Source organism: Pseudomonas sp. BT-42-2 (genome assembly GCF_025847435.2).
Taxonomy (GTDB): Bacteria; Pseudomonadota; Gammaproteobacteria; order Pseudomonadales; family Pseudomonadaceae; genus Aquipseudomonas; species Aquipseudomonas urmiensis.
Genome location: NZ_JAOYTM010000015.1, coordinates 188,154 through 205,070 on the forward strand (window position 1 = coordinate 188,154; position 16,917 = coordinate 205,070).

Sequence of the window (16,917 nt, forward strand, 5' to 3'; positions counted from 1 at the left end):
CTATTGTCTTCCATATCTGGTTGCGTGGTAGGACATTAAAGCAGGGATGGTAGGGAAGGTGCCAATTGGCGGCGCTGTGCTGCGGCCCTGGGAGCGCTCGATTGGCGTATAATGCGCGCCGGTTTTTTCGGGGTATTGGCCATGAGCACAGAAGATCCACGCTTTGCCGGCGTCGCCCGGTTGTACGGCGACCAGGGGCTGCAACGCCTGCGCGATGCCCACGTGGCGATTGTCGGCATTGGTGGCGTGGGCTCGTGGGCCGCAGAGGCGCTGGCCCGTAGCGGGGTGGGTGAAATCAGCCTGTTCGATCTGGACGACGTTTGCGTGAGCAACACCAACCGCCAGGCGCACGCCCTGGAGGGCCAAGTTGGGCGCGCCAAGGTCGAGGTCATGGCTGAGCGCCTGCGGGCGATCAACCCGGCCTGTCGAGTGCATGCCGTGGCTGACTTCGTCACCCGCGAAACCATGGCCGAGTACATCACCGAGCAGATGGACTGTGTGATCGACTGCATCGACAGCGTGATGGCCAAGGCGGCGCTGATCGCCTGGTGTCGTCGACGCAAGATCGGCATCGTTACCACTGGCGGCGCCGGCGGGCAGATCGACCCCACCCAGATCCAGATCGGCGACCTCAACAAGACCTTCAACGACCCGCTGGCCTCGCGGGTGCGTTCGACCCTGCGCCGCGATTACAACTTCTCGCGCAATACCTCGCGCAACTACGGGGTACCTTGCGTGTTTTCCAGCGAGCAGCTGCGTTACCCCAAGGGTGATGGCAGTGTCTGCCTGCAGAAAAGCTTCGTCGGCGAGGGCGTGCGCCTGGACTGCTCCGGCGGCTTCGGCGCAGTGATGATGGTAACGGCGACCTTTGGCATGGTAGCGGCGAGCAAAGCGGTGGAGAAGCTCGTAGCCGGCGCCCGACGCCCTTCTGAACGCGTGGTCGCGAAGTAGCGCAAGCGTTCCCTCAGGCCTCATCGCGGGAAAAGTCAAAGCGATGAGGCCAGGCCAAACCCCACAAATCAAAAATACAAACTTGGCTTTGGCTTTGGCTTTGGCTTTAGCGAGAGCGCAGCGATTCGCCTGCTCTTGATCTTTATGCGCGCAACTCCAGGCGACGCAGATTCGCGACTTCAGGAGGCTGAGCAGAGGTGCCTGTAGGGCCAGGTGCGCCAGCACCCTTCGGCGCAGCCGAAGGCGCGAGATGTAGATTTGCGCAGCAAATCGTAGGCCGCGCGGGCCCGGAAGGCGCCGGCGCGAAGGGACCCCGGAGCGCAGCGCAGGGGCCGTATGCAGGAGCGAGCGGCTTTGCCTACTTTGGCCAAGACCAAAGTAGGCCGCCGTAAGGGCGGAAGGGGCCAGCAGCGCCGCCACATCAAACGGATAAGCTCAAACTCTAAAAGCCCCAGCCCCAGCCCAACCTCAAACCAAAACCCGCGAACTAGCGACCCCAACCACCGCCAACCCCACCAGCAAATTAACCCCCACCATCCGCCGAATCCGCGCCAAAACCCCAGCCCCAGCCGCCCAATCCCCAGCCTGCACCGCCGCCCGCAGCTCCGGCAGCATCAACGCCTGCACCCGCATGAACAGCGCAAACATCACAATCGCACCCCCAATCATCACCTGCACATACCGAGGCGCCGTTTCAAACCCGGAAAAACGCAAATGCAACATCCCGATACCACTGATCGCCAAAACCGCTACCGCCGCCCAGACCCAGCCAAAGAAACGTCGGAAAACTTCCACCCACAAGCGCAGCCGCGCAGGCCCCTCCAAGGCGGCAACCGTGGCCGGGCGCAGTACCAGCCAGGCGAAGAACATGCCGCCAACCCAGACCAGGGCAGCCAAAACATGCAGTGTGTAGGGCAAGGCAAAGGCAAGCATCAGGATCTCCATGCGGCACAAAGGGCGATAGCGGGGTATGATAGCCGCCCCATGCGAAACACTGAAAATATATCCAGCCCTTCGGGCGCCTGCAGACCATGATCAGCAACGAACTCAAAGCCACCATCCAGGGCGCCTACTCGCGTTTTCTCGAAGCCAAGAGCCTCAAGCCTCGCTATGGCCAGCGCCTGATGATCGCCGAAGTGGCGAAAGTGCTCGGCGATATCGCCTGCGACGACGAAGGTCGCCGCTCGGGCGAGCCGGCCGTGGTCGCGGTCGAGGCCGGCACCGGTACCGGCAAGACCGTCGCCTACAGCCTGGCGGCGATTCCCGCCGCCAAGGCTGCCGGCAAACGCCTGGTGATCGCCACCGCGACCGTGGCCTTGCAGGAGCAGATCGTGTTCAAGGATCTGCCCGACCTGATGCGCAACAGCGGGCTCAATTTCAGCTTCGCCCTGGCCAAGGGGCGCGGGCGCTACCTGTGTCTGTCCAAGCTCGACGTGCTGCTGCAGGAAGGTCACGCCCAGTCGGCGACCGCCCAGCTGTTCGAGGAAGAAGGCTTTCACATCGAAGTCGACGAGCGCAGCCAGAAGCTGTTCAACAGCATGATCGAGAAGCTTGCCGGCAATCGCTGGGACGGTGATCGCGACAGCTGGTCGGAAACCCTCGAAGACCAGGACTGGGCGCGCCTGACCACCGACCACAGCCAGTGCACCGGTCGCCACTGCCCGAACTTCCAGCAATGCGTCTTCTATAAGGCACGCGAGGGCATGGGTAAGGTCGATGTAATCGTCACCAACCATGACATGGTCCTGGCCGACCTGGCCTTGGGTGGCGGTGCGGTACTGCCCGACCCGCGTGACACCATGTACGTATTCGACGAAGGCCATCACCTGCCAGACAAGGCGATCGGGCACTTCGCGCATTATTCGCGCCTGCGCTCCACTGCCGACTGGTTGGAGCAGACGGCCAAGAACCTGACCAAGCTGCTCGCCCAGCATCCGCTGCCGGGTGACCTGGGCAAGTACATCGAACAGGTGCCGGAGCTGGCCCGCGAAATCCGCACCCAGCAGCAGTTCATGTTCACCTTGTGCGAGCAGGTTGCGGATTTCCGCCCCGGCGAAGACACCGAAGGCCGTGAGCGCCCACGCTACCGCTTCGAGGGTGGAGTGGTACCAGAGCAGATCCGCGAGGTCGGCATGGAGCTGAAAAAGGGCTTCTCGCGTCTCAACGACCTGTTCACCCGTCTGGCCGACCTGCTCAAGGAAGGCATGGACGGGGAAAACAACATCGGTATTGCCAGCCACCAGGCCGAAGAGTGGTATCCACTGTTCGGCAGCCTGATGACCCGCGCCCAGGGCAACTGGGAGCTATGGACCGCGTTTACCGCCGAAGACCCGCAAGACAGCCCGCCAATGGCGCGCTGGCTGACGCTGGCCGAAACCGGTGCGTTATTCGACATCGAAGTCAACGCCAGCCCGATCCTTGCCGCCGAAATGCTGCGCCGCAGCCTGTGGAGCGTCGCCCACGGCGCTCTGGTGACTTCGGCCACACTCACCGCGCTGGGCAAGTTCGACCGCTTCCGCATGCGTTCGGGCCTGCCTCGCGACGCGGTGACGTGCGTGGTGCCCAGCCCGTTCGTGCACGGCGATGCTGGCCTGCTGCGAGTGCCTGACCTGGGCGCTGATCCGCGTGACGCTGCTGGGCACACGGCAGCGATCATTCGTGAACTGCCGGCAATGCTCGAGGAGGCCCGCGGCGCGCTGGTGTTGTTCTCCTCGCGCAAACAGATGCAAGACGTGTTCGATGGCCTGGACCGTGACTGGCGCAAACTGGTGTTGATCCAGGGCAACCTGTCCAAACAGGAAACCCTCAACAAGCACAAGGCGCGGGTCGACGATGGCCAGCACAGTGTGCTGTTCGGCCTGGCCAGCTTCGCCGAGGGGGTCGACTTGCCGGGTGCCTATTGCGAGCACGTGGTGATCGCCAAGATCCCATTCTCGGTGCCGGACGATCCGGTCGAGGCGGCCTTGGCCGAGTGGATCGAAGCCCGCGGTGGCAATCCGTTCATGGAAATTGCCGTACCCGACGCCTCGCTCAAGTTGATCCAGGCCTGCGGTCGCTTACTGCGTACCGAGCAGGATCGCGGCGTCATCACCTTGCTTGATCGACGCCTGGTCACCCAGCGCTACGGCAAGGCTATTCTCAATGCGCTGCCGCCATTTAGGCGGGAGATTTCCTGACGGCCGGAGCAAGACGCCCCGGCCCGTTGTCCATCACTCAGTCAAGGGTCCATGAGGGCTCTGAAGGAGAGCCCCAGCCCTATGCTCCATCGCACCTTGCCCGCTGTACTTACGCTGTTGTTCAGCTCGCCGTTGCTGGCCGCGCAGCAGACGTTGTTCAGCTTTGTGCGGCCGGCTTCAGTGGTCAATGTGATCACCGCTGATGCGGGCATGCCGCAGTACAACGCGGAGCAGACGGCCGAGGGCGAGGTGCTGCGGCGGGTGGTGTTCAATCCGGTGGAGCGGCCGACACTGGGCCTCAGCCCGCAGAGCGGCGTCTGGGACTGGTCTGCCGGTCAGGCGCTGACCTTGCGCCTGCAAAGCGCTATGGACTGGGCCTTGAGTGTGGATGTCACGGTGCAGAGCAGTGATGGCCGCACGCTTACCAGCCGTATCGACCTGCCCGCCGGGCCTGCGCAGACAGTGATGGTTCCGCTCAAGGCCAGCTCGCCATTGAGCCAGGGCATGCGTGCGGGGCCGCCCATGCCGTGGACCTATCAAGGGCAACGTCTGCTGCTGACCAGCAGCGTCGGTGAAGTCGATCTCAAGCAGATCAGTTCGGTTACCTTGAGCATTCCAAGACCCAAGGTGGCCCAAAGCCTGCTGATCGAGAAAGTCGGTATCCAGGATGACGACCTGGCGTTCAAGGCCGCCTACGACGGTTTGATCGATGCTTATGGCCAGTCCAGCCGGGGACGCTGGCCGGAAAAGATCGTCAACGATGATCAGCTCAAGGCCGCTGATACCCGCGAACAAGCTCAGCTCAAAGGCTGGTTGGCAGAGCGCGGCAAACAGCAATTGGACAGCTACGGTGGGCTGATCGCCGGCCCGGCCTTTGAAGCCAAAGGGTTTTTCCGTACGGAAAAGCGTGATGGCCGCTGGTTCCTGGTGACCCCAGAGGGGCACCCGTTCTATTCGCTCGGCATCAATGCGGTGGCCGCCGACGGCGGTCGTACCTATATAAGCGGACGCGAAAGCATGTTCATCGCCTTGCCGGGCGAAGGCGAGCGTCTCGCCGCGTTCTATGGCCAAGGCAACAACGATGATGGCAATGCCTCGTCGCAGGGGCGTAATTTCAACAAAGGTCGCTGGTTCGACTTCTATGCTGCCAACCTGCATCGTGGGCATGGCCAGCCTTGTCCGGCGCCAGTAGAAGGGCAACCACCCGTTGCCTGCACACCGGCGGCCCTCGACGCAGCACGCTGGCAGAGCCACACCCTCGATCGCATGCAGGCCTGGGGCTTCAATACCCTGGGTAACTGGAGCGATCCGGCCCTTGGCCTGGCCAAGCGAGTGCCCTACACACTACCGTTATCAATCGTTGGCGACTACGCCAGCATCAGTACCGGTATGGACTGGTGGGGGCGCATGCCCGATCCGTTCGATCCACGCTTTGCCATGGCGACCGAGCGCGCCGTAGCCATCGCCGCCCGTGATCACCGCGATGATCCTTGGCTGATTGGCTACTTCGCCGACAATGAACTGGCCTGGGCAGCGCCAGGTGATGATCCCAAGGCCCGCTATGGGCTGGCCTTCGGCACCCTGAGGCTGACCACCGATGTACCGGCCAAGCGCGCGTTTCTCAAGCAGCTGCGCGACAAGTACCGCAACCAGGAAGGTCTGTCCAAGGCTTGGGGTATAGACCTGCAAGCTTGGGAACTGATGGAAGACCCAGGCTTCGAAGCGCCGCTGCCCAATGCGCAGCATCCGGAAATCGAGCGCGATTATCAGCATTTCCAGCAGGTATTCGCCAATACCTACTTCAAAACCCTCTCCGACTCGCTGAAATGGCATGCCCCCAACCACTTGCTGCTGGGCGGGCGCTATGCGGCCAGTACTCCAGAGGCAGTGAAAGCCTGCGCCGAGTTCTGCGACGTGCTGAGTTTCAACTTCTATACCCTCAAGCCTGAAGATGGCTACGATTTCGCTCGGCTTGCCGAGTTGGACAAGCCGTTGCTGGTGTCCGAATTCCAGTTCGGTTCCCGCGACCGTGGGCCATTCTGGCCGGGGCCGCTGGAGCTGGTACGCGAGGAAGATCGCGGCCCGGCTTACGCCAACTTCCTCAAGGCTGCGCTGGCTCAACCGATGATTGTCGGCGCGCACTGGTTCCAGTACCTCGACCAACCGGCCAGTGGGCGCTTGCTCGATGGCGAGAATGGGCACTTGGGGCTGATTGCAATTACCGATGTGCCATATCCAGGTTTTGTCGAAGCGGTGCGCAGGAGCAATCAGCAGGTAATGGATGAGTTGCGCAAGGCGCTGAACAAGCCTGCTCCGTAGGTCATAAAGCGGCATTTCGGTGCCGTTTGTCGACTTTTCCCTACGACCATCCGGCCACATTCAGTTTGCAAAACCGCCAACTACTGAAACAATGCACGACTTTGTGAAGACGAGTCGTACGGAGAGTAGGCGGGTGCAGATCCAGGGTCACTATGAGCTGAAGTTCGAGGCAGTGCGTGAAGCGTTTGCCGCATTGTTCGAGGATCCTCAGGAGCGCGGCGCCGCGCTGTGCATCCAGGTCGGCGGCGAGACCGTGATCGACCTGTGGGCCGGTAGCGCCGATAAGGACGGCCGCGAAGCTTGGCACAGCGATACCATTGCCAATCTGTTCTCCTGCACCAAGACCTTTACCGCCGTTACCGCCTTGCAACTGGTCGGCGAGGGCAAACTGGCCTTGGACACGCCCGTGGCGCGCTACTGGCCGGAGTTCGCCCAGGCCGGTAAGGAGCAGGTGACCCTACGTCAGTTGCTCAGCCACCGCGCTGGCCTGCCGGCGATCCGGGAACTGCTGCCCGCCGAAGCACTCTATGACTGGCAGACCATGACCGCTGCCCTGGCTGCTGAGACCCCTTGGTGGACGCCGGGCACCGAGCATGGCTACGCCGCTATTACCTATGGCTGGTTGATCGGTGAGCTGATTCGCCGCGCTGACGGCCGTGGCCCGGGCGACTCGATCGTCGCGCGTACCGCCAAACCCCTGGGCCTGGATTTTCATGTCGGCCTGGCGGATGAAGAGTTCCACCGTGTCGCGCACATTGCTCGCGGCAAAGGCAACCCTGGCGACGCTGCTGCACAGCGTTTGCTGCAGGTGACCCTGCGCGAGCCTGAAGCGCTGTCGACGCGAGCCTTTACCAACCCGCCAGCCATTCTCACCAGCACCAACAAGCCGGAGTGGCGACGGATGCAGCAGCCGGCGGCCAATGGCCATGGCAATGCTCGCAGCCTGGCCGGTTTCTATGCCGGTCTGCTCGATGGCAGCCTGCTGGAGTCTGAATTGCTCGATGAGCTGACGCGCGAACATAGCCTTGGCCAGGATCGTACCCTGTTGACCCAGACCCGCTTCGGCCTGGGCTGCATGCTTGATCAGCCCACGGTCGCCAATGCCACTTTCGGGCTGGGCGCCCGCGCCTTCGGCCATCCAGGAGCGGGTGGCTCGGTCGGCTTTGCCGATCCCGAGCACGATGTCGCCTTTGGTTTCGTCACCAACACGCTCGGCCCCTACGTGCTGATGGACCCGCGGGCGCAACAGCTGGTGCGTGTACTTGGCACTTGCCTTTGATCGGGTAACGCGGGTATTGGCCCGACCCTTTGACTATCCTCAATGCCAACGCCTCATGTGTGTGGGCAAAATTTCTTTCTAATTCATGGTGTATCGCTGATGTCTTCACATAAAACCTTAGCACTCGCCCTGTGCCTGGCCATGACCGGCTGCGCCAGCCACTCGCAAGGTACTGCCAAAGACGGCGGCCTCAGCTGGTGGCCTTTCGGCTCCGACAAGGTCGCCGAACAGGAAGTGAAAGAAGCAGTGACCGAGAAGGTCGCCAAGGCTGACGCCAAAGCCGATAGCGCCAGCCGTTGGTGGTGGCCATTTGGTGGTGACGACAAGCAAGCCAAAGGCCCTGTCGTACCGAAGATCGATCACAAGGCCACCCAGGCCTGGCTGGACGAGTACGAGCCAAAGCTGCGTGAGGCGGTCAAGGGCAGCAAGTTCGAAGTCGAGCGGCGTGAAGATGTCATGGCGGTGATTATTCCGGTGGAGGGTTCGTACAACCCTGATCGCCCGAACATGCTGCTGCCAGCGAGCTTGGGGCCGATTACTCGCGTGGCCAAGGCGGTAGAGGTCGATCCCAAGACCGCTGTGCTGGTGCTCGGCCATGCAGACAGCAGCGGTGTGGCTGCTGCCAACCAGAAGCTCAGCCTGGAACGCGCTGCTTCGGTATCGGCGATCTTCCGCCTCAGCGGCCTGCAGCGAGACCGCCTGACCCTCAAGGGCATGGGTTCGGTGATGCCGCGTGCGGCCAACGACAGCCTTGAAGGCCGGGCCTTGAACCGCCGTGTGGAAATGTTGCTGACCCCGCAGAACACCATGGTCGCGCTGCTGGCCAAGTATCAGCAGGCCGCACCAGCACCGACTCCAGCCGCCATGGTTGCAGTGCAAGATGCCAAGGCTCCGGCAGCTAAGGCTGCGAGTAAGCCTGCAGCGAAAGCCGCCGCCGCCAAGCCGGCCGCCAAGAAAGCACCGGCCAAGGCAGTGGCGAAGAAACCCGCAGCCAAGCCCGTTGCCAAAAAAGCCGCGGCAAAACCTGCCGCCAAGAAGGCCGCAACCGATAAGAAAGTAGCTGCCAATAGCCCTGCGAAGACCAACTGATCGTCAAGGAAACGCAGTCATGACCCAATCCCTGGCCGATATGCGCCGCGACTACACCCGGGATGGCCTGGTTGAAAGCCAGGCTCCGGGCGAGCCGTTCGCCCTGTTCCACCAATGGTTCGCTGATGCGGTGAAGACCGAGCAGCCACCGGTGGAGGCCAATGCCCTGACCCTGGCCACAGTCGATGCCGACGGCCGCCCGCATTGCCGGGTGCTGTTGCTCAAAGGACTGGATGAGCGCGGTTTTACCTTCTTCACCAACTATGACAGCGCCAAAGGCCAGCAGCTGCTGGCCAATCCCTACGCTGCCATGACCTTCTTCTGGCCGGCGCTGGAGCGCCAGGTGAGAATCGAAGGGCAAGTGGAGAAAGTTACCGCGCAGGAGTCGGACGCTTATTACCAGGTGCGTCCGCTGGGCAGTCGCCTGGGCGCTTGGGCATCGCCGCAGAGCCAGGTCATTTCCGGGCGTGAGCAATTGGAAGGCTTGGTCAAGGCGACCGAAGCGCGCTTCTCCGACAGCCAGCCGCACTGCCCGGAGCATTGGGGCGGTTATCGTCTGCTGCCTGAGCGAATCGAGTTCTGGCAGGGGCGGCCGAGTCGCCTGCATGACCGCCTGAATTATCGCCACGTCGAGGGCCAATGGCTGCGTGAGCGCCTGGCACCTTAAGCCCGATAGTTGGCGGCCTCGCGTTCCAGCCAGGCCGCCAATGCCTTGCGTTTGATCTTTTGCGCGCGCGCCAGCTCCAGGCGCTGCAGCATGTAGGCGCGTTTATCATCATCCTTTCCAGCCATCGACAACGCCAGATCGCGGTCCATCCAGCGGCGCATGCGTAGATACAGCCAGCCATGGAAATACAGGCCTGCGACGGTTGTTACCAAGACGATGAAGTAATCCATGGCTATCCTTGGTCTGACTAAATAGTGACAGCACGGCGGCTGTACCAGAGCTGAATGAAAACAAATTTGTAACGTATGTGTCGTGACAGCCGTCAACCTGCGGAGTCTAATGGACACCTGACTTATGGAGATTCAACCCATGCGTAAATCTGTTTTGCTGGTGGCGAGCTTCACCACCCTGTCGCTGTTGCTCGGCGGCTGTGCGTCGAGCCTGACCGGTGACAGCTATTCCCGTGATGAGGCCCGCCGCGTGCAGACCGTGCGCATGGGTACCATCGAATCGCTGCGCCCGGTGAAGATCGAAGGCACCAAGACCCCAATCGGCGGTGGCGCGGGCGCTATCGTCGGTGGTGTTGCCGGTAGTGCTATCGGTGGTGGCCGGGGCAGCATCGTCGCTGCGGTAATCGGCGCTGTGGCCGGTGGCCTGGCGGGCTCTGCCGCCGAAGAGGGCATTACCCGTACCCAAGGTGTCGAGGTCACCGTGCGTGAAGACGACGGCAATATGCGCGCCTATGTGCAGGCGGTGCAGGAAAACGAAATTTTCCGCGTGGGTGAGCGAGTGCGCATCGTCACCGTCGACGGCACCAGCCGTGTGACCCACTAAGCAATTCGCTGAAAAACAAAACCCCGACTTGGCAGCGCCGGTCGGGGTTTTTTATTGCCTATCGCGGGGCAAGCCCGCTCCCACGATGACGCGCAATTAAGCTCGTGGGAGCGGGCTTGCCCCGCGATGGCTGACGCCAGTTTACCCATTTAGCCCGAGGATATCGCGCGCTACCGCTTCTGCGATGCGAATGCCATCGACGCCCGCCGAGAGAATCCCGCCCGCGTAACCCGCGCCTTCACCGGCCGGGAACAACCCCTTGAGATTGACGCTCTGATAGCTCGCGTCACGGGTGATACGCAGCGGCGAAGAGGTGCGGGTTTCAATCCCGGTCAGCACTGCATCGTGCAGGTTGTAGCCCTTGATCTGCCGGTCGAAGGCTGGCAGCGCCTCACGAATCGCTTCGATAGCGAAGTCTGGCAGACTCGGCGCCAGGTCACCCAGGGTCACCCCCGGCTTGTACGACGGCTCGACACTGCCGAGCGCGGTCGAAGGACGTCCGGCAACGAAGTCACCGACCAGTTGCGCCGGCGCCTGATAGTTGCTGCCACCCATCACATAGGCGTGCGCTTCAAGGCGCTCCTGCAGTTCGATGCCAGCCAGTGGACCACCTGGGTAATCACGCTCCGGATCGATACCCACGACAATGCCCGAGTTGGCATTACGCTCGTTACGCGAGTATTGGCTCATGCCGTTGGTCACCACCCGGCCTGGCTCGCTGGTTGCGGCGACCACGGTGCCGCCCGGGCACATGCAGAAGCTGTACACCGAACGACCGTTCTTGGCGTGGTACACCAGCTTGTAGTCGGCGGCGCCCAGCTTCGGGTGACCGGCGTATTTGCCCAGGCGAGCCTTGTCGATCAGGGTTTGGGGGTGCTCGATACGGAAACCGACCGAGAACGGCTTGGCCTCCATGAACACGCCCTTGCCATGCAGCATGCGGAAGGTGTCGCGGGCGCTGTGGCCCAGGGCCAGGACCACATGGCGCGAGTGCAGCTGTTCGCCGCTGTCGAGCACCACGCCAGTGAGTTGTTCGCCGTCGATCAGCAGGTCGCTGACCTTCTGCTCGAAGCGCACTTCACCGCCCAGGGCGATGATCTCGGCGCGCATGTTCTCGACCATGCCGGTCAGGCGGAAGGTACCGATGTGCGGCTTGTTGATGTAGAGGATCTCGTCCGGCGCACCGGCCTTGACGAACTCTTCCAGGACCTTGCGGCCATGGTGCTGCGGGTCTTTGATCTGGCTGTACAGCTTGCCGTCGGAGAAGGTCCCAGCGCCGCCTTCGCCGAACTGCACATTGGACTCAGGGTTGAGCACGCTTTTACGCCACAGGCCCCAGGTGTCCTTGGTGCGCTGACGAACTTCCTTGCCGCGCTCGAGCACGATCGGCTTGAAGCCCATCTGCGCCAGCAATAGCCCAGCGAAGATGCCGCACGGGCCAAAACCCACCACCAGCGGACGCTGGTCAAGCTTGGCCGGCGCTTGGCCAACGAACTTGTAGCTGACGTCAGGCGCCACGCTGATGTTGCGATCGTCAGCGAACTTGGCCAGCAGCTCGGCTTCGTTGGCTGCCTCCAAGTCAATGGTATAGATGAACAGCAGTTCGCTGTTTTTCTTGCGGGCGTCGTAGCTGCGCTTGAACAGGGTGAAGCTGAGCAGTTGGTCATCGCTAATGCCCAGGCGCTGGACGATGGCCTCGCGCAGGGCTTCGTCAGGATGGTCCAGGGGCAGCTTCAGTTCGGTGATTCGTAGCATGGCAGGGTCCAGTATCCCGGCCATGGGCGGCCGGCGGCTTTACTCAAACCGCCAAGTATAAGCTGTTCGCCGCCCTGACTGGCAGGATAAAAGTGCCCGACGATCAGTTGTCGCGAGCGCCGCCATAGTAACCGCAGCCTTGCAGGGTCTGGCCGTCGATCTTCAGCTGCGCGCGCAGGTGGCGGATGGCACCGGTGGCGCTGTCGACGCAGCGCTGCGGGGAGACCCACAGCTCGACCTGTTTACCGTTGGCTTCGCTACTCAGGGTCAGGCCGCCGCCGGGGACCTGTTCTTCCAGAAAGGGCAGGGGCAGTGGCTCTTGGCCAACCCGGTTGAGCACCATGCCCTTGCCGCTGGCCTTGATGTCCCACTCCGGCTCATGGCCACCAGCGCGCAAGGTCAGCTGCTTGAAGTTGGGGTCTTCGCAGGCGTTGGTCGAGGGCTCGAGGCGATACAGGTGACGGACGTCGAGTTGGCCATCGGTATTGACCTGCTTGCTGCCGGTAAGGCGGCCGCGCACGTCGGCGAACAGCTTGTCGTTGGCGTCTTCGGCCAGGTTGGCGGCTTCCTGCAGGATGCCGGTGCCGGCGACGTCCTTGATCACGAAGTGACGAGGTTCGCTGCAAGGCTTGAACAACAATTGGCCGCCTGCCGCGCTCAGTTCGCCCTGCATGCGCGTAGTGCCGATGTTCGGGTCGTTTGGCTTGTCTGCTATGAGCTGGCAACCGGCGAACAAGGGCAGCAGGGCGGTGAGCAGCAGGGATTGGGTGAGGCGCATGGGGCGGGCTCCGGAAATCTTGCAAAAGAGCTGGCCACGGTACTCAGGCTGGGTGGGGATCACAAGCCCTCGATGGCCCATGCAGGCCTCTTCGCGGGCAAGCCCGCTCCCACAGGATTACCACCTACTTGAGAACAGTGGTGTATCTGTGGGAGCGGGCTTGACCGCGAAGAGGCCGCCACCTTTGTCACAGGCAAAAAAAGGGCCCGTAGGCCCTTTCTGTGTGCAATGTCGATCAACCACCCAGATAGGCGTCACGTACCTTTGGATCACTCAACAATGCTTCGCCGGTGCCCTCCCACAGGATTACCACCTACTTGAGAACAGTGGTGTATCTGTGGGAGCGGGCTTGCCCGCGAAGAGGCCGCCACCTTTGTCACAGGCAAAAAAAGGGCCCGAAGGCCCTTTCTGTGTGCAATGTCGATCAACCACCCAGATAGGCGTCACGTACCTTTGGATCACTCAACAATGCTTCGCCGGTGCCCTGCATCACCACTCGGCCGTTTTCCAGAACATAGGCACGGTCAGCGATCTTCAACGCCTGGTTGGCGTTCTGCTCGACCAGGAACACCGTCACGCCATCACGACGCAGCTGTTCGATGATGTCGAAGATCTGCTGGATGATGATCGGCGCCAGGCCCAGCGACGGTTCATCGAGCAGCAGCAGCTTGGGTTTGCTCATCAACGCCCGGCCGATGGCGAGCATCTGCTGTTCGCCGCCGGACATGGTGCCGCCGCGCTGGATGTAGCGCTCCTTCAGACGTGGGAACAACTCCAGGACCTTGTCCAGCTGCTCCTGGTAGTCGCCCTTGTTGGTGAAGAAGCCGCCCATGGCCAGGTTCTCCTCGACCGTCAGGCGAGCGAACACCCGGCGGCCTTCGGGGACCACGGCGATGCTCTTGCGCATGATGTGCGAGGAAGGCTGGCCAACCAGCTCTTCGCCCAGGTACTTGATGCTGCCGCTATGGGCCTGGGGCGAGCCGCACAGGGTCATCAGCAAGGTCGACTTACCGGCACCGTTGGCGCCGATCAAGGTGACGATTTCGCCCTGGTTGATCTCGACGTTGACGCTGTGCAGTGCCTGGATCTTGCCGTAGAAGGTGGAAACGTTTTCGAACTTGAGCATTTACGCTTCCCCCAGGTAGGCCTTGATCACTTCAGGATTGTCGCGGATCTGCTCCGGCGTGCCGTCGGCCAGGGGCGTACCCTGGTTGATCACCACGATATGGTCGGAGATGCTCATCACCAGCTTCATGTCGTGCTCGATCAGCAGCACGGTCACGTTGTGGGATTCGCGCAGATAGCCGATCAGTGCCTTGAGGTCTTCGGTTTCCTTGGGGTTCAACCCAGCGGCTGGTTCGTCGAGCATGATGATCCGCGGTTGGGTCATCATGCAGCGGGCGATCTCCAGGCGCCGCTGCTGGCCGTAGGCCAGGGTGCCGGCTGTACGGTTGGCGAACTCGGTCAGGTTGACCTTCTCCAGCCAGTACTGCGCGCGCTCCATGGCCTCACGCTCGCTGCGACGGAAGCTTGGAGTCTTGAACAGGCCTGCGAAGAAGTTGGTGTTCAAGTGCCGGTGCTGGGCAATCAGCAGGTTTTCCAGCGCGGTCATTTCCTTGAACAAACGTACGTTCTGGAACGTGCGCACCACGCCCCTGCGGGCGATCTGGTGGCCGGCCAGGCCCTGGATCGGCTGGCCGTCGAGCAGGATGGTGCCGCCGCTTGGCTTGTAGAAGCCGGTCAGGCAGTTGAACACCGTGGTCTTGCCGGCGCCGTTCGGGCCGATCAGCGCCACCACCTGTTTTTCCTTGACGGTCAGGGCCACGCCGTTGACCGCCAACAAGCCGCCGAAGCGCATGCTCAGGCCGCTGACTTGCAGAATTTCGCGGCTCATCGACGCAGCTCCAAATGTGGACGTTGCATAGGCAGCAAGCCTTGCGGACGCCAGATCATCATCAACACCATCAGCGCACCGAACATCAGCATCCGGTACTCGCTGAACTCACGCATCAGCTCCGGCAGCAGGATCATCACGATGGCCGCAAGGATCACGCCCAACTGAGAGCCCATGCCGCCGAGCACGACGATGGCGAGGATGATCGCCGACTCGATGAAGGTGAACGACTCCGGCGTCACCAACCCTTGCCGTGCAGCGAAGAAGCTACCGGCGAAACCGGCGAAGCAGGCACCCAGGGTGAACGCCGAGAGCTTGATCACGGTGGGGTTCAGGCCCAATGCGCGGCAGGCGATTTCGTCTTCACGCAAGGCTTCCCAGGCGCGGCCAATCGGCATGCGCAGCAGGCGGTTGATGACGAACAGCGCCAACAGGGCCAACAGCAGCGCTACCAGGTAAAGGAAGATGACCTTGTTGATCGAGTTGTAAGGCAGGCCGAAGAACTCGTGGAAGGTTTGCATCCCCTCTGCTGCACGCCGCTCGAAGGTCAAGCCGAAGAACGTCGGCTTCTCGATGTTGCTGATGCCGTTGGGGCCGCCGGTCAGATCGGTGAGGTTACGCAGGAACAGGCGGATGATCTCACCGAAACCGAGGGTCACGATCGCCAGGTAGTCACCGCGCAGACGCAATACCGGGAAGCCCAGCAGGAAGCCGAAGGTGGCTGCCATCAGGCCGGCGATTGGCAGGCAGATCCAGAAGCTCAACCCGTAGTAGTGCGACAGCATCGCGTAGCTGTAGGCGCCGACGGCGTAGAAGCCGACGTAGCCCAGGTCGAGCAGGCCAGCCAGTCCGACCACGATGTTCAGGCCCAGGCCCAGCATCACGTAGATCAAGATCAGCGTGGCAATGTCGACCGCGCCGCGTGAGCCGAAGAACGGCCACACCAGCGCCACTACGATCAGGCCGAGGATGATCCAGCGCTGGGTCTTGGGCAGGGTGAGGAAGTTGCTCACTGCCGGTGAGATCAGCTTGCGGTCCGAGCCTCTGGAGGTGACGGTGCTCCACTGCTTGTCAAACAGCACCCGCAGGAACATCAGCACCGAACACACGGCGATCACCGTGAGGGTGAACGGCCCCTGGCTGTGCACGATCAGGTTGATGCCGTCGATGCTCAGCTTCAGGCCCAGCACCGGGAAGGCCACGGCCCACACCAGCAAGGCGCTGAAAAACGCCTGTTTGAGATTTTTGTTCATACTTTTTCAACCTCCGGACGGCCCAGGATGCCGGTCGGCCGGAACAACAGCACCAGAACCAAGAGACCGAACGCCACCACATCCTTGTATTGGTCGCCGAAGATGTCGGCGCCGAAGGCTTCGGCCACGCCCAGCACCAGCCCGCCGAGCATGGCGCCCGGAATGCTGCCGATGCCGCCCAATACCGCCGCGGTGAAGGCCTTCAGGCCTACCAGGAAACCGGCGTTGGGGTTGATCACGCCGTATTGCATGCTCAGCAATACAGCCGCCACCGCCGCCAACGCGGCACCGATGACGAAGGTCAGGGCAATGATGTTGTTGGTGTTGATGCCCAGCAGGTTGGCCATCTTGATGTCTTCGGCACAGGCGCGGCAGGCGCGGCCCAGGCGAGAACGGGAGATGAACAGGGTCAGCAGGGTCATGGCCACCAGGGTGACGATGAACACCAGGATCTGCATGTAGGAAATCAGGACTTCCTCCGCGCCACCTGGGCCGAAGGAGATGCTCCCCGGAATCAGGTTAGGGATGGATTTGTCCTTGGAGTCCTGCGAAAGCAGCACGGTGTTCTGCAGGAAAATCGACATGCCGATAGCGGAAATCAGCGGGATCAGACGGTTGCTGTTACGCAGGGGGCGATAGGCAACCCGTTCGATGCTGTAGCCATAGGCACTGGTAACGAAGATCGTCGCGACGAACGCCACGGTCATCAGGATCGGCAGCGAGTCGATGCCCATCATGGCCAGCCCGGCAAGGGCGATGAAGGCCACATAGGAACCGATCATGTACACCTCGCCGTGGGCGAAGTTGATCATGCCAATGATGCCGTACACCATCGTGTAACCGATGGCGATCAAAGCGTAGGTGCTGCCGATGGTCAATCCATTAACCAGTTGTTGGAAGAAATGGTAGATCTCAGGCATTA

At 61.9% G+C, this 16,917-nt stretch carries 16 protein-coding genes; 7 read left to right on the top strand and 9 right to left on the bottom strand.

The features are described 5' to 3' along the window. The first annotated feature begins 141 nt into the window (after window positions 1-141). Window positions 142-951: a tRNA cyclic N6-threonylcarbamoyladenosine(37) synthase TcdA gene (gene tcdA / locus OIU19_RS19295; RefSeq protein ID WP_186556248.1), complete on the top strand. Its 810-nt coding sequence runs from the start codon at window positions 142-144 to the stop codon at window positions 949-951. 468 nt (window positions 952-1,419) lie between these two features. On the opposite strand, the gene OIU19_RS19300 is transcribed toward tcdA, so the two are convergent. Next, window positions 1,420-1,884: a CopD family protein gene (locus tag OIU19_RS19300; protein WP_264236366.1), complete on the bottom strand. Its 465-nt coding sequence runs from the start codon at window positions 1,882-1,884 to the stop codon at window positions 1,420-1,422. 98 nt (window positions 1,885-1,982) lie between these two features. Here OIU19_RS19300 and dinG point away from each other — a divergent pair, with 98 nt between their 5' ends. From dinG to pdxH, 5 genes are all read left to right on the top strand, one after another. After that, on the top strand, window positions 1,983-4,127 hold the full coding sequence (dinG, locus tag OIU19_RS19305; RefSeq protein ID WP_264236367.1) for an ATP-dependent DNA helicase DinG: 2,145 nt from the start codon (window positions 1,983-1,985) through the stop codon (window positions 4,125-4,127). A gap of 81 nt (window positions 4,128-4,208) precedes the next feature. Continuing rightward, complete coding sequence (locus OIU19_RS19310) at window positions 4,209-6,446, top strand: beta-galactosidase (protein ID WP_264236368.1); 2,238 nt, start codon at window positions 4,209-4,211, stop codon at window positions 6,444-6,446. 133 nt (window positions 6,447-6,579) lie between these two features. Beyond that, complete coding sequence (locus tag OIU19_RS19315) at window positions 6,580-7,725, top strand: serine hydrolase domain-containing protein (RefSeq protein WP_264236369.1); 1,146 nt, start codon at window positions 6,580-6,582, stop codon at window positions 7,723-7,725. Between the two features lie 99 nt (window positions 7,726-7,824). Then, window positions 7,825-8,814, top strand: a complete 990-nt coding sequence (locus OIU19_RS19320) for an OmpA family protein (RefSeq protein WP_264236370.1) — start codon at window positions 7,825-7,827, stop codon at window positions 8,812-8,814. A 19-nt stretch (window positions 8,815-8,833) separates the two neighbouring features. Then, the gene (gene pdxH / locus OIU19_RS19325; RefSeq protein ID WP_264236371.1) at window positions 8,834-9,481 is read left to right on the top strand and encodes a pyridoxamine 5'-phosphate oxidase; all 648 of its coding nucleotides are present in this window, start codon (window positions 8,834-8,836) and stop codon (window positions 9,479-9,481) included. Here pdxH and OIU19_RS19330 read toward each other — a convergent pair. After that, window positions 9,478-9,711 (bottom strand): hypothetical protein, encoded by a 234-nt coding sequence (locus OIU19_RS19330; protein WP_186557580.1) that lies wholly within the window; start codon window positions 9,709-9,711, stop codon window positions 9,478-9,480. The genes pdxH and OIU19_RS19330 overlap by 4 nt on opposite strands. 139 nt (window positions 9,712-9,850) lie before the next feature. Between OIU19_RS19330 and OIU19_RS19335 the strand changes: the two genes are divergently transcribed. After that, window positions 9,851-10,315: a glycine zipper 2TM domain-containing protein gene (locus OIU19_RS19335; RefSeq protein ID WP_186557581.1), complete on the top strand. Its 465-nt coding sequence runs from the start codon at window positions 9,851-9,853 to the stop codon at window positions 10,313-10,315. 141 nt (window positions 10,316-10,456) lie between these two features. On the opposite strand, the gene OIU19_RS19340 is transcribed toward OIU19_RS19335, so the two are convergent. The 7 genes from OIU19_RS19340 to livH all read right to left on the bottom strand — a co-directional run bounded on the left by OIU19_RS19340 (window position 10,457) and on the right by livH (window position 16,915). Beyond that, a complete protein-coding gene (locus OIU19_RS19340; protein WP_264236372.1) occupies window positions 10,457-12,070 on the bottom strand; it encodes an NAD(P)/FAD-dependent oxidoreductase in 1,614 nt (537 codons plus the stop codon). Between the two features lie 103 nt (window positions 12,071-12,173). Next, window positions 12,174-12,848 (bottom strand): COG3650 family protein, encoded by a 675-nt coding sequence (locus tag OIU19_RS19345; RefSeq protein WP_264236373.1) that lies wholly within the window; start codon window positions 12,846-12,848, stop codon window positions 12,174-12,176. A 235-nt stretch (window positions 12,849-13,083) separates the two neighbouring features. Further along, the gene (locus OIU19_RS19350; protein WP_372353334.1) at window positions 13,084-13,161 is read right to left on the bottom strand and encodes a hypothetical protein; all 78 of its coding nucleotides are present in this window, start codon (window positions 13,159-13,161) and stop codon (window positions 13,084-13,086) included. A gap of 111 nt (window positions 13,162-13,272) precedes the next feature. Continuing rightward, window positions 13,273-13,974, bottom strand: coding sequence for an ABC transporter ATP-binding protein (locus tag OIU19_RS19355; protein WP_186557584.1), 702 nt, complete (start codon window positions 13,972-13,974; stop codon window positions 13,273-13,275). Beyond that, window positions 13,975-14,742: a high-affinity branched-chain amino acid ABC transporter ATP-binding protein LivG gene (gene livG, locus OIU19_RS19360; protein ID WP_264236374.1), complete on the bottom strand. Its 768-nt coding sequence runs from the start codon at window positions 14,740-14,742 to the stop codon at window positions 13,975-13,977. Then, window positions 14,739-15,995, bottom strand: a complete 1,257-nt coding sequence (locus OIU19_RS19365; protein ID WP_264236375.1) for a high-affinity branched-chain amino acid ABC transporter permease LivM — start codon at window positions 15,993-15,995, stop codon at window positions 14,739-14,741. Before OIU19_RS19365 ends, livG begins: the two co-directional genes overlap by 4 nt. Beyond that, window positions 15,992-16,915 (bottom strand): high-affinity branched-chain amino acid ABC transporter permease LivH, encoded by a 924-nt coding sequence (gene livH / locus OIU19_RS19370; protein WP_186557587.1) that lies wholly within the window; start codon window positions 16,913-16,915, stop codon window positions 15,992-15,994. Before livH ends, OIU19_RS19365 begins: the two co-directional genes overlap by 4 nt. Window positions 16,916-16,917 lie beyond the last annotated feature (2 nt).